Below are 21,889 nucleotides of genomic sequence, written 5' to 3' on the forward strand. Positions count from 1 at the left end.
CGCTAGGTTTATGCCAGAAACGTCCGGATTTCATCGGCGACCGCCGCCGGATGCGTCAACGGGGCCATGTGCCCTGCCCCTGCAATCGTGCGGCAGGTGACATTCGGCAACCGCTTGGCCAAGGATTCATTGATCGCAAAGGCCATATCGCCCGACGTTTCGCCATCCATCAGCAGCACCGGCATGGTGGCGCGTTCAAACATTCCCGGCTTTAGCAAACCCGCGCTGTCATCGCGCAGGAACGGCTGACTGGCCGGAACATAATGGATGCGGTCGGCCATATACTGACGCAGCTTTTCAGGGGTCTTTTCCCAGCCACTGCCATCGCCCCAGCCGGTGTTGAAAATGCGCGCGGCCTCCATCGTGTTGCCGCTCTCGTAGGCGGCGTTGAAGGCGGCGCTGTTGCGATCACCTGCGCGCACGCGGTCAGGATCATCGATCAGGGCGGCGGCAAAATAGACAGGTTCGAACATGGTCAGGCTGCGCACCAGCTCGGGGCTTTCAATGGCCAGACGCAGGCCCACGGTCGCCCCAAAGGAATGGCCGATAATGTCCATCGGCTCGGTCAGCAGCGCACGGGCCATATCGGTGGCGACGTCATGCACATTGCCCTGCCCGTCCCAATCGCCAGATTTTCCGTGCGAGGGCAGATCATAGGCCAGCAGGGTCAGGTCATCAGACAGCGCCTCGGCCACGCCGCGCCACGCGCCGGAATGGGCCAGCGTACAGTGAATTGCCAATGCGCGGCGGGGACCATGCCCAAAGCTGCGCGAAAAAGTCTTAAGCGTCACAAACGGCCATCCAAACACATTTCAAGGTCTTCCAGCCGGTCTTGGCCCCAGAATTTCTGACCATCATCAAGGATATAGAACGGCGCACCGAACACGCCTTTGTCCATCGCTTCTTCCAGATTGCGGGCATAGGTGTCGGCCGCTTGCAGCATCCCTTTGTCCGCGACGGCGGGGTCAAACCCGGCCTTGGTCAGGCAGTCACGCACCACGTCGTCTTGGGCGATATCGCGGTCTTCGACCCAGACGGCCTGCATGATCAGCTGGCACAGTTTTCCGACATCGCCGCCACCCTCGTTTTGCGCTGCAATAATCGCATAGGAAGACGGGGCACCATTTGTGGGCCAAAATGCCGGTTGCAGCTTGAACGGCATGCCCAATTTCTTGGCCTGACGAGGCAGTTCAACCGCGCGGTAATCCTGACGGCTGGGATGGCGATCCTTGGGCAGTTGCCCCCCCGTACGCCCGTATACCGTGATCAGATCGAACGGCTTGTAGGTAATCGTCGCGTTATGCTTTGACGCGATTTCTTCCAGACGATTTCCCGCCAAATAGGCATATGGCGAAAGAGTCGCGAAAAAATAGTCGATATGGGGCATTAAGGTCTCCGATCCAGTCCCGGGTAGCTTTGCCAGACCGTAAGGTCATGTTAAGCGGTGTCAACGTCACGATTCTGTCACATGTTATGCAACCGGGGACCCTTTGCACATGGCTCAAACAACCGAACCGAAACTGATCTCAGGTAATGCTAACATGCCACTGGCCAAAGCGATTGCACGGCGGATGTCTCTGCACCGCGGTGTGAACGTCGGGTTGGTCAATGCGCGGGTGGAACGGTTCAACGACAGCGAGGTTTTCGTCGAGGTTTTCGAAAACGTCCGCGGCGAGGATATGTTTATCATCCAGCCAACATCGAACCCTGCCAATGACAACCTGATGGAGCTGCTGGTCATGGCCGATGCATTGCGCCGGTCGTCGGCGGCACGTGTCACGGCTGTCCTGCCGTACTTTGGCTATGCCCGCCAAGATCGCCGCACCAAGGCCCGCACGCCCATCACAGCCAAGCTGGTGGCCAATATGATGGTCGGCACAGGCATCGAACGCATCCTGACAATGGATCTGCACGCCGCGCAAATTCAGGGGTTTTTCGACATCCCGGTTGATAACCTTTACGCGTCGCCGGTCTTTGCCCTTGATATCAAGAACGAGTTCAAGGACCGCATGGACGAATTGATGGTCATCTCGCCCGATGTGGGCGGCGTTGCGCGCGCCCGCGAATTGGCCAAACGCATCAACTCCCCCCTCGCCATCGTGGACAAGCGTCGCGAGAAAGCTGGCGAAGTCTCTGAAATGACCGTGATCGGGGATGTTACCGACAAGGTATGTCTGATCGTCGACGATATTTGCGACACGGCTGGTACCCTCTGTAAGGCCGCCGAGGTACTGCTGGAGGCCGGTGCCAAGGAAGTACATTCCTATATCAGCCACGGCGTCATGTCCGGCCCTGCCGTTCAGCGGATCAAGGATTCGGTCATGAAATCGCTGGTCATCACCGACAGCATCCAGCCCACCGATGCTGTCAAACAGGCCGAAAACATTCGGATCGTGCCAACGGCACCGATCTTTGCCCAAGCGATCCTGAACATCTGGAACGGCACCTCAGTGTCGTCGCTGTTTGACGCTGAATCCCTCGAACCGATCTATGACGGTATGTACAACCCGAGCTAAGCGGGCGGGCGGCTGTTGGGGCCTTTAGTAAAGGTCCCAATCATCCTCACGGGGCAGCGGCCCGATCGCAAGCCACGAAACCTTTGCACGGGCAAAGCGCGTGTCACCCCAAGTTTTGAACACCAGATCAAAACCCTCTTCGGCAATATTTTCAGAGCTTAAATCACCGCGCATCACCGTACCGGCGTCAACATCCCACAGGGACAGTGCTGCCTGAACGGTTGGGGGTGATTTAAACGGCGTGGAAAATAAAATACGTTGGCGGCGTTCACGTTCGCCGGTGCCGGTCCACATCTCGCCGCCATCCTCGAAATCCGAGAAAAGCAATGTGTCCCCGCTTTCGACGCCTACAGTATTTCCATCCATCCGTTTCATGCAGTGCCACTTCGCCTTAGCTCGATAATCCAATAGGTTAGCTAAGCTTAGTGTTATCATCGGAAATAGAAAAGGCCCCGCATTGCGAGGCCCTTTAATCATTTATGCGATCAGAAGATCAGAGGTTAGGTTGCTTGCTCGACAACCCGATGTGATCCCCAAGGGCGACCATGTCAGACAACAGCTTGGCTGCGTCATCAACAGGGCCCGGCTCGTTGACAAAGTTGTCTTTCGCCGTCGCGTACATTGTTTTGGCTTCTTCCATCATCTCGTCCAGATGCTCTTGGGTCATGTCACCCTTGGGCACGGCACGTTCGGCAAGAACCGACACGCCACTGGCTGAGATTTCGGCAAAACCGCCGGTCACAACATAGTCCGTAGCACCTCCGGGGCCCTCAACACGCAGCACACCGGGGCGCAACGTGGTGATGGTGGGGGCATGATCAGGCATTGCTGTCATGTCCCCATCGGACCCAGGAATCTGAACGGCCGTCACCTGCATCGAGGCCAGCCGCCGCTCTGGCGAAACGAGGTCGAATTGCATTGTGTCTGCCATTTTCAGCGCTCCTTAAGCGGCGTCTGCCGCCATTTTCTCGGCTTTCGCCTTCACTTCTTCGATGCCGCCAACCATGTAGAAGGCACCTTCGGGCAGGTGATCGTATTCACCCGAAACAACAGCCTTGAACGACTGGATTGTTTCTTCCAAAGGAACCTGCTTGCCGTCGGCGCCGGTGAATACTTTGGCAACGTCGAAAGGCTGGCTGAGGAAACGTTCGATCTTGCGTGCACGGGCCACGGCCAGTTTGTCGTCTTCCGACAATTCGTCCATGCCGAGGATCGCAATGATGTCCTGAAGCGACTTGTACTTCTGCAAGACACCCTGAACTTCACGCGCAACGTTATAGTGCTCTTCGCCAACGATGGATGGATCCATCAAGCGCGATGTCGAACCAAGTGGATCAACGGCAGGGTAGATACCCTTTTCCGAGATCGAACGGTCAAGAACGGTTGTGGCGTCAAGGTGCGCAAACGATGTCGCAGGCGCAGGGTCGGTAAGGTCATCCGCAGGAACGTAAACGGCTTGCACCGATGTAATCGAACCGGCTTTGGTCGATGTAATACGTTCTTGCATCGCACCCATGTCGGTTGCCAGTGTTGGCTGGTAGCCAACCGCCGAAGGAATACGGCCAAGCAGAGCCGAAACTTCGGAACCGGCTTGGGTAAAGCGGAAGATGTTGTCGACGAAGAACAGAACGTCTGTACCGGATTGGTCACGGAACTGTTCGGCCAATGTCAGACCTGTCAAAGCAACACGCATACGCGCACCTGGAGGCTCGTTCATCTGGCCGTAAACCAGCGCCACTTGCGATTTCTCAAGGTCATCAGGGTTGATAACGTTGGATTCGATCATCTCGTGGTAAAGGTCGTTACCTTCACGTGTACGCTCGCCCACACCGGCAAAAACCGAGTAGCCAGAGTGCACTTTGGCGATGTTGTTGATCAGTTCCATAATCAGAACGGTTTTGCCAACGCCGGCACCACCGAACAGACCAATTTTACCACCTTTGGCGTATGGGGCCAAAAGGTCGATAACTTTGATGCCTGTTTCCAGAACTTCGGATGTTGTGGACTGCTCGGAGAACTCGGGCGCGTCCGCGTGGATCGAGCGGCGATCGTCCGACTTGATCTCGCCTTTTTCGTCGATGGGCTCGCCCACAACGTTCATGATACGGCCCAAAGTGGCGTTGCCCACTGGGATCGTGATCGGCAGACCCGTGTCTTCAACCTTTTGGCCACGAACAAGACCTTCGGTCGCGTCCATCGCGATGGTGCGGACTGTGTTTTCGCCAAGGTGCTGAGCCACTTCGAGGATCAGCTTTCTGCCGTGGTTGTCTGTTACTACAGCGTTAAGGATCTCTGGCAGGTGATCCTCGAACTGCACATCGACGACGGCGCCGATGACTTGTGTAATTTTGCCGACTGCATTTGCCATGTCGTTTTTCTCCAATACCTTACAGCGCTTCCGCGCCGGAAATGATTTCGATCAGCTCGTTGGTGATGACGGCCTGACGGGAACGGTTATATTCGATGGTGAGATCATCGATCATCTCACCGGCGTTACGTGTCGCGTTGTCCATTGCGGACATCCGCGCGCCCTGTTCAGAAGCCGCGTTTTCCAGCAGAGCCGAGAAGATCGCTGTTGCGACACCGCGCGGCAGCAGATCGGCCAAGATGGCCTCTTCGCTGGGCTCGTAATCGAACAGTGTTGTCGCCTCGTCCGCGCCTTCTTCGGTGTCGAAGGAGGCAGGGATAATCTGCTGCGCCGTTGGGGTCTGGCTGACGACGTTCACGAACTTTGCGTAAAAGATCGTTGCGACATCAAATTCACCCGCGTCAAAGCGACCAAGCACATCTTTTGCGATGCCTTGCGCGTCGGCATAACCGATACGCTTGACTTCGGTCAGGTCAACGTGACCCACGATGTTTTTGGCGAACTCGCGACGAATGCTGTCGCGGCCCTTTTTACCAACAGTCAAGATTTTGACTTCCTTGCCCTCGCCGATCAGGCGGCGGGCATGGATTTTGGCAAGCTTTGCGATGTTGGCGTTGAAACCACCGCACAAACCGCGCTCTGCGGTCATGACCACCAGCAGGTGTACCTTATTCTGGCCTGTACCGCTAAGCAGTTTGGGCGCGGAATCCGATCCACCTACCGACGCGGCCAGCCGCGACATCACAGCGTTAAAACGCTCTGTGTAGGGGCGTGACTGCTCGGCAGCTTCCTGCGCGCGGCGAAGTTTCGCCGCGGCAACCATTTGCATGGCTTTCGTGATCTTGCGGGTGTTTTTCACCGACGCGATCCGATTTTTTAGGTCCTTGAGGTTTGGCATCTGCCTTCCCTCCCTTAAGCGAAGTCAGCGGCGAAAGATTCGATGGCAGCTTTGATCTTGTCTTCCAGCTCATCCTTAACCTTGCGATCGTTTTCAGTGATGTCTTTCATCAGATCAGCGTGCTTGCTGCGCAGGTGCGCCAGCAGACCAGCTTCAAAGCGGCCGACTTCTTTAACGTCGATTTTGTCAAGGAAACCCTTTGTACCCGCATAGATAACGCAGACGATCTCGGCGTTGGTCAGAGGGGAGTACTGCGGCTGCTTCATCAGTTCTGTCAGACGTGCACCACGGGCCAGCAACTGCTGGGTGGACGCATCAAGGTCGGAACCGAACTGAGCAAAGGCCGCCATTTCGCGGTACTGAGCCAAGGACAGTTTAACCGGACCAGCAACAGAAGACATTGCTTTGGTTTGAGCCGAGGAGCCAACGCGCGAAACCGACAGACCGGTGTTCACAGCAGGGCGGATGCCTTGGTAGAACAGTTCGGTTTCAAGGAAGATCTGACCGTCGGTGATCGAAATCACGTTGGTTGGAATAAACGCCGAAACGTCGCCGCCTTGAGTTTCAATGATCGGCAGAGCTGTCAACGAGCCGTTACCAGCCGCATCGCCCAGCTTGGCGGAACGCTCAAGCAACCGGGAGTGAAGATAGAAAACGTCACCTGGGTACGCTTCGCGGCCGGGTGGACGACGCAGCAGCAGGGACATTTGACGATAAGAAACAGCCTGCTTGGACAAGTCATCATAGATGATCAAAGCGTGGCGGCCGTTGTCGCGGAAGAATTCCGCCATGGCTGTCGCAGAGTAAGGTGCGAGGTACTGCATTGGTGCAGGCTCGGACGCGGTTGCGGCAACAACGATGGAATATTCAATCGCGCCGGTTTCTTCGAGCTTTTTAACAAGCTGGGCAACAGTCGAACGCTTTTGACCGATCGCAACGTACACGCAGTACATTTTCTTGCTCTCGTCGTCGCCAGCGGCGGCGTTGACTTGCTGTTGGTTCAGGATCGCGTCAAGTGCGACAGCTGTTTTACCGGTTTGGCGGTCACCAATGATCAATTCGCGCTGGCCACGGCCAACAGGGATCATCGCGTCAACAGACTTGAGGCCTGTCGCCATTGGTTCGTGAACCGATTTACGTGGGATAATGCCGGGGGCTTTAACATCTGCAAGGCCACGCTCGGTGGATGCGATGGGGCCTTTGCCGTCAATGGGGTTACCCAGACCGTCAACAACACGACCCAGCAGGCCGTTGCCGATTGGCACGTCCACGATGGAGTTGGTGCGCTTGACTGTGTCGCCTTCTTTGATGTCACGGTCAGAACCGAAAATAACAACACCAACGTTGTCGGTTTCAAGGTTCAGGGCCATGCCCATGATGCCACCGGGGAATTCGACCATCTCGCCGGCTTGGACGTTGTCCAGGCCATATACACGAGCGATACCATCGCCAACGGACAGAACGCGGCCAACTTCGGCGACTTCTGCTTCTTGACCAAAGTTCTTGATCTGGTCCTTAAGGATCGCAGAAATTTCTGCAGCTTGGATACCCATTTATCCGACCTCTTTCATTACATTCTGGAGGGAATTGAGCTTTGCGCGGATCGACGTGTCGATCATCTTAGAGCCCACTTTGACGATAAGACCACCGATGAGGGATTCATCAACGGTCGCATTCAACGTTACTTTTTTGCCGGTTGTCGCAGCAAGCGACTTGGACAATTTATCAGATTGCGCTTTGGTAAGCGCCTTGGCCGAAATCACATCAGCGGTGACTTCGCCCTTTTCCACCGCGATGATCTCGCGCAGGTTCTGGATCAGCTGGGGCATAACGAACAAGCGACGCTTGTTTGCCATGAGCTCTAGCGTTTTAGACATTGTATCAGACAGGCCCATCTTTTTGGCGATGGCGCTGATCGAGGAAGCCTGCTGTTCGCGCGTGTAGATCGGCGAATGGATCAGGTCCCGGAAATCTTCGCTGTCAGCCAAAGAGGCTTGCAGCGCATCAAGATCTTTTTCAATCTGTGGAAGGGTTTTGGCCTCAGAGGCCAGTTCATACACGGCAGTCGCATAGCGCTTTGCGATACCTGTAGAGATCGATGCTGTTTCGGACACGTCCATCCTCTCGTACGTCAGTGCCGGATATGCGAATAACTCGCGTCACCGGGGTGTTGGCGCGGCTTGAATTAACCCAAGACGTCAAAATCAGGGCCGATGTAGCAGACAGGTTTGCGCCCCGCAACACAGTATAGTGAGGTTCTGACCGGAAACCGCCCCTTATTCTTAGCGCCCTCATGAACTGCGACGCTTTGACCCGTGTCAAACCGCCCTATCCACAAGGGTGCAGCACCATTAACCATTTGGAAACGATTCTAGCCAGCCCTTTAACCAGTACGTGTATTTCTTACACCGGTTTAACGATTGGCGACCCGACCCCTTCCAGCACGCGGATAGACCGGCGCGCAGCGCGACGTTCGACTTTACCCTTGGGTGGATAAACCAGCTTTGTGACCTCGACCATGACAGCGCCCCCCGCCATCATTGTGGGGACATGTCTGCCGACTTTCTCGAACAGTTTGCCGGATCGCATCCAGATACGCCGCGGTGACGGCATTTGATAGAGTGCACCTAATTGGCGTTCTGGCAGAAACTGGTGTTTGCGCAACTGTGTCTCAAGCTGGCCAGGCGAATAGGGCCGCCCATAGCCAAACGGCGTAAGATCACGCCGCGCCCACAGGCCCGCACGGTTGGGCACGATAAACAGCGCCCTGCCCCCCGGCCCCAGAACGCGCCAGCATTCTTCCAGCAAATCACCCTGCCTGTCCGATGTCTCAAGCCCGTGCAGCAAAACCAGCTTGTCCACGTGGCCTGTCTCGATCGGCCAAAGCGTCTCTTCAGTCAGGACAGATGTGTTTGCCATTCCAGCCGGCCATGGCATCACCCCCTGCGGGCCGGGCATAAGGGTCATGACCCTGCGCGCATCCGCCAGATAGGGCCGTAGCAACGGGGCGGCAAAACCGAAACCCACAACGGTCTGACCCTTCGCTTCGGGCCACAGCTCAAGCATACGGCTGCGCAACGAGAACTGCGCGGCACGGCCAAGCGCGCTACGATAATAAAAGTTGCGCAAATCTTGTACATCAAGATGCATGAGGCGAGCCTTTTGCCGGAACCGATGGTCGGACCTTAGCCCGAACCGTTCATTTGCAAAAGAGACATGGCCTCCCCGATCTCATTTCTACCTAGACAGGACACACCGGCCCTTGCCGCCGGATCGCCCGTTATCCCCTTGCCCCCCGGTCTGCGGCAGCTACTATTAACTAAACCACCCAGACAGGAGCCACCCCATGCTATTCGATCTTGTGACCATTCCCTGCCTGTCGGACAATTATGCCTTTCTGTTGCGCGACCAAGACAGCGGGCAAGTCGCGCTGATCGACGTGCCCGAAGCGGCCCCCATCTCGGCCAAGTTAAAGGAGCTGGGCTGGACGCTGTCCGAGATCTGGCTGACCCACCACCACCCGGACCACATCCAAGGGGTACCTGATCTGACCGCCGAACACCCCGCGCGTATTCTGGGGGCCAAAGCAGATGAACATCGTCTGCCTGCGCTGGATCACGCGCTCAACGATGGTGAAACCTTCCAGTTCGCAGGCCATGACGTGCAGGTGATGGATGTATCGGGCCACACGGTCGGGCATATCGCGTTTTATGTCCCTGATGCGAAATGCGTCTTTACCGCCGATAGCCTGATGGCGCTTGGCTGTGGCCGCTTGTTCGAAGGCACGCCCGCGCAGATGTGGGGCAGCATGCAAAAGCTGATGAAACTGCCCTCGGATACCACTGTTTGCTCAGGTCACGAGTACACCCAATCGAACGCAAAATTTGCGTTAACGGTTGATCCTGAAAATCAGGCACTTATATCTCGTTCAAGAGAAATCGATCAGGCGCGCAAGGATGGCGTGCCGACGGTGCCCTCGACGCTTTCAACGGAACTTCAAACCAATCCGTTTTTGCGCCCCGCCGATCCGGGCATTCGCGCACAACTGGGAATGGTAAACGCCACCGACACTGATGTGTTTGCTGAAATTCGCGCCCGCAAAGACAGGTTCTGAGCGCCGCAATCATGGTCAAAACCACCCGTTCACGTTAATTGTGACGAGAATACTACAAAAAAGCCTTGAAGCTTTGCCATGATCAACCAAACTCTAATACTATGAGGCCATGTTCGGCTCAGGTACGCCTATCCCATAGGCACCGAACCGACACAGATCGAAAAGGAGCACGCCCGTGCCTTCATTCTCGTCTACTTTAGAACAAGCCATCCACTCCGCTTTGGCGCTGGCAAACGCGCGCAAGCACGAGTTTGCAACGCTTGAACATTTGCTTCTGGCCCTGATTGATGAACCAGATGCGGTTCAAGTCATGAAAGCCTGTTCGGTCAACATGACGGAACTGCGCGAAACCCTCGTTGAATTTGTTGACGAGGACCTGAGCAATCTGGTGACCGATATTGACGGTTCCGAGGCCGTGCCAACCGCTGCGTTCCAGCGGGTTATTCAGCGCGCCGCGATCCATGTGCAATCTTCAGGCCGCACCGAAGTGACCGGCGCGAACGTGCTTGTCGCGATCTTTGCCGAACGCGAAAGCAACGCCGCCTACTTCCTGCAAGAGCAGGATATGACCCGCTATGATGCGGTGAATTTCATCGCCCATGGCGTGGCCAAAGACCCTGCATTCGGTGAACCACGCTCTGTCTCTGGTGCGCCCGAGCACGAGGAAGAAACCCAAGGCGTGACTGACGGCGACAAGAAAGAAACCGCGCTTGAGAAATATTGCGTGGACTTGAATGCCAAATCGCGTGAAGGCGATATCGACCCGCTGATCGGCCGCGAAGCCGAAGTCGAGCGGTGCATTCAGGTGCTGTGCCGCCGCCGCAAGAACAACCCGCTTTTGGTGGGTGATCCGGGCGTTGGTAAAACAGCCATCGCCGAAGGTCTGGCGCGCAAAATCGTTGCGGGCGAAACACCCGAAGTGCTTGCCGAAACCACGATCTATTCCCTCGACATGGGGGCACTGTTGGCCGGCACACGCTATCGCGGTGATTTCGAGGAACGCCTGAAAGCCGTCGTAACCGAGCTTGAAGAGCACAAAAACGCTGTGTTGTTCATCGACGAAATTCACACCGTCATCGGTGCTGGTGCTACATCAGGCGGCGCAATGGATGCGTCTAACTTGCTGAAACCTGCGCTTGCGGGCGGCAAACTGCGCACCATGGGGTCAACTACCTACAAAGAATTCCGCCAACATTTTGAGAAAGACCGCGCCCTTGCACGTCGTTTCCAAAAGATCGACGTAAACGAGCCGTCCGTCGAAGATGCGGTTAAAATTCTGCGCGGTATCAAGCCTTACTTCGAGGATCACCATTCGGTCAAATACACTGCCGATGCGATCCGTACCTCTGTGGAACTGGCGCACCGTTATATCAACGACCGCAAATTGCCGGATTCGGCCATTGATGTGATCGACGAAGCCGGGGCAGCACAACATCTCGTTGTCGCCTCAAAGCGGCGCAAGACAATCGGCACGAAAGAGGTCGAGGCTGTGGTCGCCAAAATCGCCCGCATCCCGCCCAAGAACGTGTCGAAAGACGATGTTGTCGTCCTCAAGGATCTCGAAGCCTCACTTAAGCGTGTTGTGTTCGGTCAAGACAAAGCGATTGATGCGTTGGCGTCAGCGATCAAGCTGGCCCGTGCGGGTCTGCGCGAACCGGAAAAGCCCATCGGCAACTACCTGTTCGCAGGTCCAACCGGCGTCGGTAAAACCGAGGTCGCAAAACAATTGGCCGACACCCTAGGTGTGGAACTGCTGCGCTTTGACATGTCTGAATACATGGAAAAGCACGCCGTTTCGCGGTTGATTGGTGCACCTCCCGGCTATGTCGGGTTTGATCAGGGCGGCATGCTGACCGATGGCGTCGATCAACACCCGCATTGCGTGCTGCTGCTTGACGAGATGGAGAAAGCACACCCGGACGTCTACAACATCCTGTTGCAGGTGATGGATCACGGCAAACTGACCGATCACAATGGCCGGACGGTGGATTTCCGCAATGTCGTGCTGATCATGACCTCGAACGCGGGTGCCTCCGAACAAGCGAAAGAGGCAATCGGCTTTGGCCGTGATCGCCGCACCGGAGAGGACACTGCCGCGATTGAGCGCACGTTCACGCCAGAATTCCGCAACCGTCTGGATGCCGTGATCAGCTTTGCGCCACTGCCCAAAGAAGTCATCATGCGTGTGGTCGAAAAGTTTGTTCTGCAGCTTGAAGCACAATTGATGGACCGCAATGTCACGATTGAGCTGTCGACCAAAGCCGCTGAATGGCTGGGCGACAAAGGCTATGATGCGAAAATGGGTGCACGTCCTTTGGGCCGCGTGATCCAAGAATACATCAAAAAGCCTCTGGCCGAGGAATTGCTGTTCGGCAAACTGGCCAAGGGTGGCGTCGTCAAAGTTGGCGTCAAGAAGGGTGAGTTGGACCTGACGGTTCTGGGGGCAGAAAACCCCAAGCTGACAGGAAACAAGCCGCCGCTCTTAACGGCAGAATGAAGCTAACTGGCGCGGCGCTCAGCCTCGCCATGGCCTCTGCCAGCCCCGTGCTGGCAGAGGCCTTTTTGCTTTCCTCCCCCATCGACTGCGATTTGGCCTCTGACTGCTATATCCAGCAATATGTCGACAGCGACCCGTCGCCCATCGCGTCGGATTTCACCTGTTCCACGCTCAGCTATAACGGTCACAAAGGCACTGATTTTGCCCTGACCAGCCGCCGCGACATTGCGCGCAACATCCGCGTTTTAGCCACCGCCGCTGGACGGGTTAAAGGCGTGCGGGACAGTATGGATGATGTCAGCTATTCCGCGGCCCATGCAGATGACATTGCTGGTCGTGAATGCGGAAACGGCGTGGTTATCGACCACGGTGACGGATGGGAAACCCAATATTGCCACCTGAAAAAGGGCTCGGTGATTGTCAAACCCGGCCAAAAGCTGTGGCAGGGGCAGGAATTGGGCTTTGTAGGCCAATCCGGCAAGGCGGCATTCCCGCATCTGCACCTGTCCGTGCGCAAAGATGGTAAGGTGATTGATCCCTTTGACCCCGATGGCATCACGACCTGCGCCACCCCGGGCGACAGCAACCTGTGGAAGGATCGCCCAGACTATCGCCCTGGCGGTTTGATCGGTGCCGGATTTGCGCGGGAAATCCCTACGTTTGATGACATCAAAGCCGGTACAGTCGATGCGCAGACACTGCCGACCGACGCACCCGCCTTGGTGATTTGGGGGTATCTGTTTGGCAGCCAACCCGGCGACATCCTAAAACTGTCGATCACCGGCCCCCAAGGCGTGGTGATCGCGGATGACGTCACATTGACCAAGACGCAGGCGCAATCCTTTCGCGCTATCGGTAAAAAGCGCCGGGGCAAACCTTGGCCCATAGGCAGCTATAGCGGCGAAGTGATCCTGATGCGCGGCACAGATACCCTGGGTCACAAGACTGTCCAAATCGACGTCCGGTAATTCTATTTTTCGGTAAACTTCAGCTCGATCCGGCGATTTTGTGCGCGGGCTTCTTCTGTATCACCGGTCGCAACAGGCTGGTATTGCCCGAACCCGTTTGCCGCTAGCCGGTCAGGCGATATCCCTAGAAAGTTGATCATGTATTTCACCACAGACAGCGCGCGCGCTTGGCTAAGTTCCCAGTTGTCCTCGAACTCTCCCAGCCCGGAAAGCGGTTGATTGTCCGTGTGGCCATCCACGCGAATAACCCAGTCGATCTCGGGTGGTATCTCTGACGCCACATTGCGCAGGATGTTTGCGACCTTGGCAATTTCGTTCCGGCCATCGTCCGACAGCGTGGCGGCCCCGGGCGGGAATAGCACCTCGGACGAGAATACAAATCTGTCCCCTTCGATACGCACGCCAGCCTGATTGCCCAATAGATTGCGCAGACGGCCAAAAAACTCTGATCGATACTGCTCAAGGTTTTTCGTTTCTGCCTCCAGGCGCTTGCGTTCAGCGGCTTCCAGCTCCGCGCGGCGGCGTTCTTCGGCGGCGACGCGGGCCAATGCCGTGTTCAGGTCTGACCCCAGCGACTGCAACTGCACCTCTTTCGCGGCATCGCGCGCCACGGCATCATCCAACAAGGCCTGCAATTCACCCAACTGGCCGCGCAAGGACGCGACCTGCTGGTTCAACAATTCCGTCTGACGCTGCGCCTTGGCGCTGATCTCTTGCTCCTCGGTCAACGCAGTCCGCGCCACCGCCAAAAGTGCGGCCCGCTTTTCTGCATCTGTCATTTGCGCGGCGGTCTGTGCAGCGGCCTCCTGTCGCGCCGCTTCGGACGCGTCTAGCTGCGCAGTCAATTCGGCCTCGGCGGCACGGGCTGCGGCCAACAGCGTCAAGGTGTCTTCGGCATCTTTGCGCTGCGCCTCAAGCGCGAGGGTCATGGCGGTTAGCTCTGCATCCGCATCCTGCAACTTGGCCCGCAGCAGCTCTGCCGCTGCGGCCTCTGCCAGCTTGGCGGCTTCAGCATCTGACAGTGCATCAACGGTTGCCAGACGGTCCGCTTCGGCTTGCGCGAGGGCTGCGGCATTGGCCTTTTCCGCACTGGCCAGTTGCGACTGCACTTGGGCGTTGCGGGCGCGCAGATCGGCGACCAGTGCATCCAGCGCCTCGCGGCGCGCGGCGGCCAGCCGTGCGGCTTCGGCCTGCGCATCTGTTTCGCTGCGCGCCTGAGCCAAAGCAAGGTTGAGCGCCTCTTGCGCGCTAAGCAAATCGGCTTGCTCGTCTTCAAGCGAGGTAACACGGGCCTGCGCGTCGTCGCGTTGCGACAGTAAACTCGCTACCTGTGCCTCGAACGACGTGATCTGTGCCTGCGCATCTTGCAACTGCGCGGCCTGCGCTTGCGCCGTTGAGGTCAGCGATGCGATCAACGCCGCCTGCTCTGCCGCCCGATCCTGCGCCGATGTAAGCGACGCGTTCAACGCCCCCACCCGTGCCTCAAGATCTGCACTGGTCTGGCGTTCCATCCCAAGGGCTTGCGCAAGCGCCGCGACCTCACCCGAGAGGGAGTTCAATTCGTCTTCCTGTCCGCTGATCCGCTGGGTTTGCACCGCTTGCAGCACCATAAAGATGGTTAAAACAAACATCAGCACCAGCAAAAGCCCGGTCATCGCATCGACAAACCCCGGCCAGATGGAGGATTGAAACCGTGATCCTGAGCGTCGGGAAAGCGCCATCCTAGCTGTCCTCGGACGTGGGCTTATCCGGGCTGCGCATACGGCGTGGTTCTGGGGCGCGCGGTGCGGAAAGCGCCTTGGCCAGCAAGGAGATATCTTTGCGCAGCTCGGCCATCGTTTCTTGCCGCCCGGCCGAGATTTCCTCGAGTATCCGCAGCATCTGAACGTCGATCGACCGCAGGCGCATGCGGCTTTCGGCATCAACCTGATCGTCGGTTTCTTGCCCCTCCAGCACTGCGATCATGCGTTCTTGGCCTTTGGCGATCCGGTCAAGGCTGTCGTTGGTTACGTCGCCCTGCGTATTGCGTTCCGTCAGCGCCCCAACGGCCGTGGCAAGCATCCCTAGACGCGTGTTCAAAGCCATCTGGCTTTCTGTCGACTGGCCGATCAGTTCTCGGAACGTGTCCATCTGTTCGGTAATGTGGTCCAACACACCTGCGACCGCACCTTGATCTGACGGGCCGTCTTCCCCGGCTGAAAAACCGATCCTAGTGATCGAGCTTAGCCAGTCTTCCAGCTCTTGATAGAACCGGTTTTGGCCGTGTCCTGCAAATAGTTCGAGCAGCCCAACAACCAGCGACCCCGCCAAGCCCAGCAAGGACGACCCAAAGGCAACGCCCATGCCGCCCAGTTGCGATTCAAGTCCGGTCATCAGCCGCGCGAACATATCGGTGCTGCCGTCGCCCTCTTGCGGGGCGAGGCTGCGAATGGTTTCAACCACCGCCGGAACAGTCGTCGCCAATCCGTAAAATGTCCCCAAAAGGCCAAGGAAGATCAACATGTTGACGATGTAGCGCGTAATTTCCCGCGCCTCGTCGATGCGGGTGCTGACCGAATCCAGGATCGATCGGGTCGATGTCGCGTTTACCTGCATCCGCGCGCCGCGTGTGCGCAAAAGCGATGCAAGCGGGGCCAGCAGTTGCGGGGCAACCGTATCAGGGTCCGGCGCGTCCGAGGCAAAGTTTTCGATCCAGCGCACCGATCCGATCAGCTGCAGCACCTGATAGAAACAAGCGATCACACCGATGAAAAACACCGCGATAATGACGCCGTTCAGATAGGGGTTTGCGGCAAAGATGGGCAAGACGCTGGGCAGTGCCAAAAACGCACCCGCCCCGGTCAGCCCCAGTGCGATCAGCATCAACGTAATCTGCCGTACCGGCTGGGAAAATTGTGGTTTAGACTCGCGGTCTGACTGCGCCATGCCTCATTGATCCTGACACTTTTGTGCTTCTATTGTGGCACCTTACACCCAACCCCGACCATTATGCCAAGGATTTATGCGCAAAGCTGCTTCACACGGTTGTGCAACCACTCGAGCGACGCGTCATGCAGCCCGATTTGCGTCAGGTGGCTGGCCGTGTTGAACAAATATTCGGTATTAGGGCCCATCCCCCCCACAGCAGTTGTGATGATTTGCGCCTGTTCTTCCAAGGGCATGCCGCCGCAATACTGGTCATGATCCGCATCGATCACATAGACCACCGCTGCCACACTGCGTCCGTCCGTTAGCTGAACATCAAGGGTTTTCTCCACATAGGCCGAGGAGATCAGTTCGCGTTCGCGCAGGTATTCAAGCGTCTGCGCCTCTTGCCCCGGTGCGACGCGCAGCGCCATGCCATCGCACGCCCTGCCCGTCATCGCATCAAGCGCCAGCACCAAGCCCGGATGATCAACCGTGCCGCGATGGTGGATCGAGCGCATGCAAAACGACCGGGCATATCCCGGCAGGCGGCCGATCACGCTTTCCGCCACGTCAAACCCCGGTTTCCACAGCAAACTGCCGTATCCGAACACCCACATTTCCATCCTACTGGTCCTTTGTCTCCCGCATGGTTAAAGCGGGTTTATCTGTCGTGTTAATAAGGTTTTTGTCGCCATGGGCAAGCTGGTCGGAATTCTCGTTGTTGTCGCTGTTATCTGGTGCGGGTGGTGGGCGATTGCCTCTGCCGGTATGCAGCGTGGCATTGTCAAATGGCTGGATGCGCGCCGCAGCTTGGGCTGGCAGGCTGACGTTAAAGATGTGCAAAAACTGGGCTTTCCCCTGCGCTTGCACAGCCGGTTGAACGATGTCGCTGTTGCGGACCCTACCACGGGCGTCGCGGTCAGCATGGACCGGCTGGATATTTCAACGCCGACCTATTGGCCCGGATATGTCACCGTGGCGCTGCCGGAAACGCCGATTACCTTGGCCAACCCCAATTTGCGCGCCACCTTGACCGCGAAAAAGGCCGTCGCTGATTTGCGTCTGCGCCCCGGCACGTCGCTGCAGTTGGAAAGCCTAGGCTTGTCCGGTGGCGCATGGTCGCTGGATAAGGGATCAGACAGCATCGTCGCAGCGGATACGATTGATTTGACGATGATCCAGCAGGCGGCCAACACGCCGGTTTACGCGCTGAATGTGAACGCAGACAACCTTGCCCCCGGCACGTCTTCGCGCAGTTTTGTGGGGTTACCCGAAGACTGGCCAGCGACATTTGACGCATTCGCTGCCGATCTGACAGTCACCTTTGACAGCATTTGGGACCGTCGCGCGCTTGAGCGCCGCCGCCCTCAGCCTCGCGTGATTGATCTAAAGCGCGCGCATGTCACTTGGGGCGACATCGAAATTCTGGCCACGGGTGATTTGACCGTGAACGAAGACGGGCTCATCGGGGGCGAGCTGTCCGTGAAGGCCGAGAACTGGCCCGCCCTGCTGAATATGGTGGAAAGTGCCGGATACTTGCCGCCTAATATGCGCCCACAGGCCGAACAAATGCTAAAAGGGCTGGCGCAAATGACGGGCAAGACAACGGGCCTCGACCTGACGCTCAGCTTTCAAGAGGGGCGCATGTCGATGGGGTTCATTCCGCTGGGCCGCGCGCCCCGCGTAATCCTGCGCTAGGGTTACCGGCAGTAAGAGCCGTTGCGATAGCGCGCCGTGTCGAAATGGAAATGGTCCTGATGAAACCGGTCGGCGTTCGGGCCTAGAACGGTGCCGAATGGCCCGCAGGCCCCCTTGTGAACGCGCCGCATTGCTTTCCTGCTTCGGGCAGCATTCCAGCCGTTCAGAACCGTCACCTCAGCCCCGCTGTGCAGTTGGAACGCTGAAATATCAATCGCGCGGCCGCGCCCGTGTTCCGATATCTTGCCGCCCGGAAGATTGTTCCGCGTCCGGCAGGCGTAATGCGCGGCCACACGCAACCCCCGCAACCCACCCTTTTTAGCAAAGGCGGGCTTGGCCGATCCTTCGATCCACCCCTTAAGGGCCGTTGCTGTGGTGCAATCCATCACTGCCGCTTGGCTTAGCCTGACGCCCGAAACCGATTCGACCTGTACGGCATTGTCCACCCCGCAGCCTCTGAGCTTGGGTTTCACACGGCCAATTGCCTTGCCTTGAATTGCGATATCACCGCACACCGCCCCTTTGGCCAGCAATGCGCGCTGCGTTTGGGCCTGTTTTTCAACGCGTCTGCTGCGCAAGTTGGGCCGCAGCGATACCACGATCCCGTTATCACGCGTGATTACGGTTTCAGCCACATCAGCGCGCAGGTTGGGCCGGATACTGCCAGATGCCTCAAGCGTCAGTATATGTCCGCGCAGCACAGGGCGCAGCGATCGGTCTGGCCCTGCCACGGCTGCACCAGACAGCAAAAGGCATATACATGCCCAGCGGATCATTTCTTGGCCGGCTGGCGACCAAAGTTCGGGGCGTCCGTATCTTGCCCCGCCTCAATGATACCGCGACGGATGGCACGTGTGCGGGTAAAATAAGCGTGCAGATGGTCGCCATCCCCCGTGCGAATGGCACGTTGCAGGGCAAAGAGTTCTTCCGTGAAGCGCCCCAAAACTTCAAGCGTCGCGTCCTTGTTCGTGAGGAACACATCACGCCACATCGTCGGATCAGACGCCGCGATCCGGGTGAAATCCCGAAAACCAGCGGCAGAATATTTGATGACTTCGCTATCTGTCACGCGACGCAAGTCGTCGGCGACGCCTACCATCGTGTAGGCGATCAGGTGTGGCGCATGGCTGGTAACTGCCAAGACAAGGTCATGATGCTCGGCATCCATTTCTTCGACGTTGGCACCCAGACCTTCCCAAAGGTTGCGCAAGCGTGACACCGCATTGGCGTTGCTGTCCGGAACCGGCACCAAGAGGCACCAGCGGTTGTCGAATAGTTCGGCAAAACCGCTGCGCGGGCCGGAATGTTCTGTCCCCGCCAAAGGGTGTGCCGGAATGAAATGCACGCCCTCGGGCAAAAGCGGCCCGACTTGCGCAATGACATCCGCCTTGACCGATCCCACATCGGTGACCGTACAGCCCGGTTTCAAAAATCCAGCCATCTCGGCCGCGACAGATCCCATGACACCTACCGGAACACAGAGCACGACCAGATCGGCATCTTCGACGGTCTTGGCAATAGAATCGCAGACCTCGTCACACAGGCCAATTTCACGCGCGGTGTCGCGGGTTTCAGCACTGCGAGCAAAGCCCGATACGGTGCCGGCAAGCCCCGCGCGTTTCATCCCCCAAAACATTGAGGACGCGATCAGGCCCAGCCCGATCAGGGCGACTTTGTTGTAAATCACAGGCATATCAATCGCCCTTAAACTGGCGGATGGCATGGACGACACGGCGGCATGCGCTTTCATCGCCAACGGTAATCCGCAGACAGGTTGGCAGTTTGTAGCCTGCCACGCGACGCACGATGAGCCCTTGGGTTTTCAGGTACTCATCACAGGCTTCGGCCTCTGATTTTGATTTGAACCGCGCGAGGATGAAGTTGGCGCAAGAAACATCCGACGGCACGCCAATTTCAGCCAAAGCATCCGCCATCCAGTTTCGCCACCGCGCATTCTCGATCCGGCAGTGGTCTGCATAATCGACATCCTTTATCGCGGCTTCGGCGGCGTTCACCGCGGCTTGGGACAGGTTAAAGGGACCCCGCACACGGTTCAGCACCTCAATGATATGCGCAGGGCCATAGCCCCAGCCAACGCGCAAACCGCCCAGGCCGTAAAGCTTGGAAAACGTCCGCGTCATCACGATGTTTTCATGGGCATTCACAAGCGCCGCACCGCCATCGTACCCTTCGACATATTCGGCATAGGCACCGTCAAGCACCAGAATGGCCTTTTTTGGAATGCCATTCGCCAGCCGCTCAATCTCGCTTAGGCCGATCATTGTGCCCGTCGGGTTGTTCGGGTTGGCGATGAACACCAGCCGGGTTTTGTCGGTACAGCCCGCCAGCAACGCATCCACATCTGTGACGCGTTCGTTTTCCTTAACCTCGACCGGCGTCGCCCCGTTCGCGAGGGCGGAAATGCGGTACATGCCGAACCCGTGTTCAGTGTGCAGCACCTCTGTGCCTTCGCCGGAATACGCCTGACAGAGAAAGGCAATGATCTCGTCCGAACCGGCACCACAAATAATGCGATCGGCGTCTAGCCCGTGAACCGCTGCAATCGCCTGACGCAGGCGGCTGTGGTCAGACGTGGGGTAGCGATGCAAATCATAGGACGCGTCGCGGAACGCCTTGATCGCGGCCTCGGATGGCCCCAAGGGGTTTTCATTCGAGCTAAGCTTGATCACGTTATCAAGCCCATCCACATGCGACGCCCCGCCTTGGTAAAGGTCGATGTCCATAATGCCGGGCTGCGGACGAATTGCGGTTGTCATCTGTTAAATCTCCTGTCGGGCGGACCATAGACCCGCGCCCTAATCAGCGCCACCTATGATGTTGGCCCTGCGTCACTTGGGATATGCCCGACGCCTGCACCTTGATCAAACGGAAAAGGGCCGCGCCGGTATTCTCCAGCGCGGCCCCTTGGCAATAGATATGCGAGGAACCTTAGTTCTTCGCGTAGAATTCGACCACGAGGTTCGGTTCCATCACGACAGGGTAAGGTACATCGCCCAAAGTTGGGGTGCGCACGAATGTTGCTGTCATTTTGGAATGATCGACGTCCATGTAATCAGGAACATCACGTTCGGCCAGTTGAGTGGCTTCCAGCAATGCTGTCATCTGCTTGGAACGATCACGTACTTCGATCACGTCGCCTTCTTTTACGCGGTAGGAAGGAATGTTAACCTTCTTGCCGTTAACTTTGACGTGGCCGTGGTTCACGAACTGGCGCGCAGCGAAAACAGTCGCAACGAACTTGGCACGGTACACAACCGCGTCCAAGCGACGCTCGAGCAGACCAATCAGGTTTTCACCTGTATCGCCTTTTACACGCTCGGCTTCACCGTAGATGCGGCGGAATTGCTTTTCGGTCAGGTCGCCGTAGTAGCCCTTGAGCTTCTGCTTGGCGCGCAGCTGGATACCGAAGTCGGAAATCTTGCCCTTGCGGCGCTGACCGTGCTGGCCGGGGCCATATTCGCGACGGTTTACTGGGGATTTAGGACGGCCCCAGATGTTTTCGCCCATGCGGCGGTCAATTTTGTGCTTGGCAGCGGTGCGTTTAGTCACGGCTGTTCTCCTTTTTATGGCCCTTGCGGGCGGTAAAGGGCGTTGTCCTCTGGCATAAAGCCTGACAGGGTTCCCCTTGCAGGGTCCACCAACACCAATGAAGCCGCGCTTATACGAGGGTTCAGCGCGGAGTCAATGCGAGAAGTTTGAATATGGGGCCAAAGGCAACTTTGACGTACCCGCCCGCCCCAATCGACCCGATTTACCATCAAATTAACGATGTATTAGCCAAATAGCCCTTACGGTCGCCGGCGTTAGGGACTGCCCCGCTACCGCGCCAAAGTAGCAATGGGTATCCCTTGGGGCTGCACCGTATCTACGCCCAGTTTTTATGCGTTGTCTAAATCGCACAT

21 protein-coding genes are annotated in these 21,889 nt (G+C 57.4%); 5 read left to right on the forward strand and 16 right to left on the reverse strand.

All coding sequences use genetic code 11. The features are described 5' to 3' along the window. Positions 1-8 precede the first annotated feature (8 nt). Together WNY39_RS06780 and WNY39_RS06785 are read right to left on the reverse strand one after the other, a co-directional pair. Complete coding sequence (locus WNY39_RS06780) at positions 9-791, reverse strand: alpha/beta hydrolase (RefSeq protein WP_342844857.1); 783 nt, start codon at positions 789-791, stop codon at positions 9-11. Next, positions 788-1,387, reverse strand: coding sequence for a 2-hydroxychromene-2-carboxylate isomerase (locus WNY39_RS06785; protein WP_342844858.1), 600 nt, complete (start codon positions 1,385-1,387; stop codon positions 788-790). The genes WNY39_RS06780 and WNY39_RS06785 overlap by 4 nt, the downstream gene beginning before the upstream one ends. A 109-nt stretch (positions 1,388-1,496) precedes the next feature. On the opposite strand from WNY39_RS06785, the gene WNY39_RS06790 reads away from it, so the two are divergent. Then, positions 1,497-2,516 (forward strand): ribose-phosphate pyrophosphokinase, encoded by a 1,020-nt coding sequence (locus WNY39_RS06790; RefSeq protein WP_342844859.1) that lies wholly within the window; start codon positions 1,497-1,499, stop codon positions 2,514-2,516. A 24-nt stretch (positions 2,517-2,540) separates the two neighbouring features. Here WNY39_RS06790 and WNY39_RS06795 read toward each other — a convergent pair whose 3' ends face one another. The 7 genes from WNY39_RS06795 to WNY39_RS06825 form a co-directional block, all read right to left on the reverse strand. After that, on the reverse strand, positions 2,541-2,882 hold the full coding sequence (locus WNY39_RS06795; protein ID WP_342844959.1) for an H-type lectin domain-containing protein: 342 nt from the start codon (positions 2,880-2,882) through the stop codon (positions 2,541-2,543). 127 nt (positions 2,883-3,009) lie between these two features. Continuing rightward, positions 3,010-3,447, reverse strand: coding sequence for a F0F1 ATP synthase subunit epsilon (locus WNY39_RS06800; RefSeq protein ID WP_342844860.1), 438 nt, complete (start codon positions 3,445-3,447; stop codon positions 3,010-3,012). Positions 3,448-3,459: 12 nt separating this feature from the next. Beyond that, a complete protein-coding gene (gene atpD, locus WNY39_RS06805; RefSeq protein ID WP_342844861.1) occupies positions 3,460-4,884 on the reverse strand; it encodes a F0F1 ATP synthase subunit beta in 1,425 nt (474 codons plus the stop codon). A 19-nt stretch (positions 4,885-4,903) separates the two neighbouring features. Next, a complete protein-coding gene (locus WNY39_RS06810) occupies positions 4,904-5,782 on the reverse strand; it encodes a F0F1 ATP synthase subunit gamma (protein WP_342844862.1) in 879 nt (292 codons plus the stop codon). Positions 5,783-5,796: 14 nt separating this feature from the next. After that, the gene (atpA, locus tag WNY39_RS06815; protein ID WP_341233943.1) at positions 5,797-7,335 is read right to left on the reverse strand and encodes a F0F1 ATP synthase subunit alpha; all 1,539 of its coding nucleotides are present in this window, start codon (positions 7,333-7,335) and stop codon (positions 5,797-5,799) included. Continuing rightward, positions 7,336-7,896: a F0F1 ATP synthase subunit delta gene (locus tag WNY39_RS06820; protein WP_342844863.1), complete on the reverse strand. Its 561-nt coding sequence runs from the start codon at positions 7,894-7,896 to the stop codon at positions 7,336-7,338. It abuts the gene before it with no gap. Positions 7,897-8,185: 289 nt separating this feature from the next. Then, positions 8,186-8,932, reverse strand: a complete 747-nt coding sequence (locus tag WNY39_RS06825) for a hypothetical protein (RefSeq protein ID WP_341233941.1) — start codon at positions 8,930-8,932, stop codon at positions 8,186-8,188. Between the two features lie 196 nt (positions 8,933-9,128). Between WNY39_RS06825 and gloB the strand changes: the two genes are divergently transcribed. The 3 genes from gloB (at position 9,129) to WNY39_RS06840 (ending at position 13,361) form a co-directional block, all read left to right on the forward strand. Next, positions 9,129-9,896, forward strand: a complete 768-nt coding sequence (gloB, locus tag WNY39_RS06830; RefSeq protein ID WP_342844864.1) for a hydroxyacylglutathione hydrolase — start codon at positions 9,129-9,131, stop codon at positions 9,894-9,896. Positions 9,897-10,071: 175 nt separating this feature from the next. After that, a complete protein-coding gene (clpA, locus tag WNY39_RS06835) occupies positions 10,072-12,393 on the forward strand; it encodes an ATP-dependent Clp protease ATP-binding subunit ClpA (protein ID WP_341233939.1) in 2,322 nt (773 codons plus the stop codon). Beyond that, positions 12,390-13,361 carry a M23 family metallopeptidase gene (locus tag WNY39_RS06840; RefSeq protein WP_342844865.1) on the forward strand — a complete coding sequence of 324 codons (972 nt, stop codon included), beginning with the start codon at positions 12,390-12,392 and terminating at the stop codon, positions 13,359-13,361. Before clpA ends, WNY39_RS06840 begins: the two co-directional genes overlap by 4 nt. A 2-nt stretch (positions 13,362-13,363) precedes the next feature. On the opposite strand, the gene WNY39_RS06845 is transcribed toward WNY39_RS06840, so the two are convergent. The 3 genes from WNY39_RS06845 to WNY39_RS06855 form a co-directional block, all read right to left on the reverse strand. After that, a complete protein-coding gene (locus tag WNY39_RS06845; protein ID WP_342844866.1) occupies positions 13,364-15,082 on the reverse strand; it encodes a peptidoglycan -binding protein in 1,719 nt (572 codons plus the stop codon). 1 nt (position 15,083) lies between these two features. Next, positions 15,084-16,286, reverse strand: coding sequence for a biopolymer transporter ExbB (locus WNY39_RS06850; RefSeq protein WP_342844867.1), 1,203 nt, complete (start codon positions 16,284-16,286; stop codon positions 15,084-15,086). A gap of 74 nt (positions 16,287-16,360) precedes the next feature. Further along, positions 16,361-16,891, reverse strand: a complete 531-nt coding sequence (locus WNY39_RS06855; RefSeq protein ID WP_342844868.1) for a gamma-glutamylcyclotransferase — start codon at positions 16,889-16,891, stop codon at positions 16,361-16,363. Positions 16,892-16,961: 70 nt separating this feature from the next. On the opposite strand from WNY39_RS06855, the gene WNY39_RS06860 reads away from it, so the two are divergent. Continuing rightward, entirely contained in the window at positions 16,962-17,966 is a 1,005-nt protein-coding gene (locus WNY39_RS06860) for a DUF2125 domain-containing protein (protein ID WP_342844869.1), read from the forward strand. Positions 17,967-17,968: 2 nt separating this feature from the next. On the opposite strand, the gene WNY39_RS06865 is transcribed toward WNY39_RS06860, so the two are convergent. The 4 genes from WNY39_RS06865 to rpsD form a co-directional block, all read right to left on the reverse strand. After that, the gene (locus tag WNY39_RS06865; RefSeq protein WP_342844870.1) at positions 17,969-18,742 is read right to left on the reverse strand and encodes an extensin family protein; all 774 of its coding nucleotides are present in this window, start codon (positions 18,740-18,742) and stop codon (positions 17,969-17,971) included. After that, positions 18,739-19,659 (reverse strand): prephenate/arogenate dehydrogenase family protein, encoded by a 921-nt coding sequence (locus WNY39_RS06870; RefSeq protein WP_342844871.1) that lies wholly within the window; start codon positions 19,657-19,659, stop codon positions 18,739-18,741. Before WNY39_RS06870 ends, WNY39_RS06865 begins: the two co-directional genes overlap by 4 nt. Before the next feature lies 1 nt (position 19,660). Beyond that, on the reverse strand, positions 19,661-20,743 hold the full coding sequence (hisC, locus tag WNY39_RS06875) for a histidinol-phosphate transaminase (RefSeq protein WP_342844872.1): 1,083 nt from the start codon (positions 20,741-20,743) through the stop codon (positions 19,661-19,663). A gap of 172 nt (positions 20,744-20,915) precedes the next feature. After that, complete coding sequence (gene rpsD / locus WNY39_RS06880; RefSeq protein ID WP_341233930.1) at positions 20,916-21,536, reverse strand: 30S ribosomal protein S4; 621 nt, start codon at positions 21,534-21,536, stop codon at positions 20,916-20,918. Between the last annotated feature and the right edge of the window lie 353 nt (positions 21,537-21,889).

It is taken from the genome of Sulfitobacter sp. AS59, assembly GCF_038899995.1.
Lineage (GTDB): Bacteria > Pseudomonadota > Alphaproteobacteria > Rhodobacterales > Rhodobacteraceae > Sulfitobacter.

Bases quoted from the DNA above. Each gene is read 5' to 3' on its own strand.
- WNY39_RS06785 (WP_342844858.1), bottom strand. From the start codon at position 1,387: ATGCCCCATATCGACTATTTTTTCGCGACTCTTTCGCCATATGCCTAT.
- WNY39_RS06790 (WP_342844859.1), top strand. From the start codon at position 1,497: ATGGCTCAAACAACCGAACCGAAACTGATCTCAGGTAATGCTAACATG.
- WNY39_RS06795 (WP_342844959.1), bottom strand. From the start codon at position 2,882: ATGGATGGAAATACTGTAGGCGTCGAAAGCGGGGACACATTGCTTTTC.
- WNY39_RS06800 (WP_342844860.1), bottom strand. From the start codon at position 3,447: ATGGCAGACACAATGCAATTCGACCTCGTTTCGCCAGAGCGGCGGCTG.
- atpD (WP_342844861.1), bottom strand. From the start codon at position 4,884: ATGGCAAATGCAGTCGGCAAAATTACACAAGTCATCGGCGCCGTCGTC.
- WNY39_RS06810 (WP_342844862.1), bottom strand. From the start codon at position 5,782: ATGCCAAACCTCAAGGACCTAAAAAATCGGATCGCGTCGGTGAAAAAC.
- atpA (WP_341233943.1), bottom strand. From the start codon at position 7,335: ATGGGTATCCAAGCTGCAGAAATTTCTGCGATCCTTAAGGACCAGATC.
- WNY39_RS06825 (WP_341233941.1), bottom strand. From the start codon at position 8,932: ATGCATCTTGATGTACAAGATTTGCGCAACTTTTATTATCGTAGCGCG.
- gloB (WP_342844864.1), top strand. From the start codon at position 9,129: ATGCTATTCGATCTTGTGACCATTCCCTGCCTGTCGGACAATTATGCC.
- WNY39_RS06840 (WP_342844865.1), top strand. From the start codon at position 12,390: ATGAAGCTAACTGGCGCGGCGCTCAGCCTCGCCATGGCCTCTGCCAGC.
- WNY39_RS06845 (WP_342844866.1), bottom strand. From the start codon at position 15,082: ATGGCGCTTTCCCGACGCTCAGGATCACGGTTTCAATCCTCCATCTGG.
- WNY39_RS06850 (WP_342844867.1), bottom strand. From the start codon at position 16,286: ATGGCGCAGTCAGACCGCGAGTCTAAACCACAATTTTCCCAGCCGGTA.
- WNY39_RS06855 (WP_342844868.1), bottom strand. From the start codon at position 16,891: ATGGAAATGTGGGTGTTCGGATACGGCAGTTTGCTGTGGAAACCGGGG.
- WNY39_RS06860 (WP_342844869.1), top strand. From the start codon at position 16,962: ATGGGCAAGCTGGTCGGAATTCTCGTTGTTGTCGCTGTTATCTGGTGC.
- WNY39_RS06865 (WP_342844870.1), bottom strand. From the start codon at position 18,742: ATGATCCGCTGGGCATGTATATGCCTTTTGCTGTCTGGTGCAGCCGTG.
- WNY39_RS06870 (WP_342844871.1), bottom strand. From the start codon at position 19,659: ATGCCTGTGATTTACAACAAAGTCGCCCTGATCGGGCTGGGCCTGATC.
- hisC (WP_342844872.1), bottom strand. From the start codon at position 20,743: ATGACAACCGCAATTCGTCCGCAGCCCGGCATTATGGACATCGACCTT.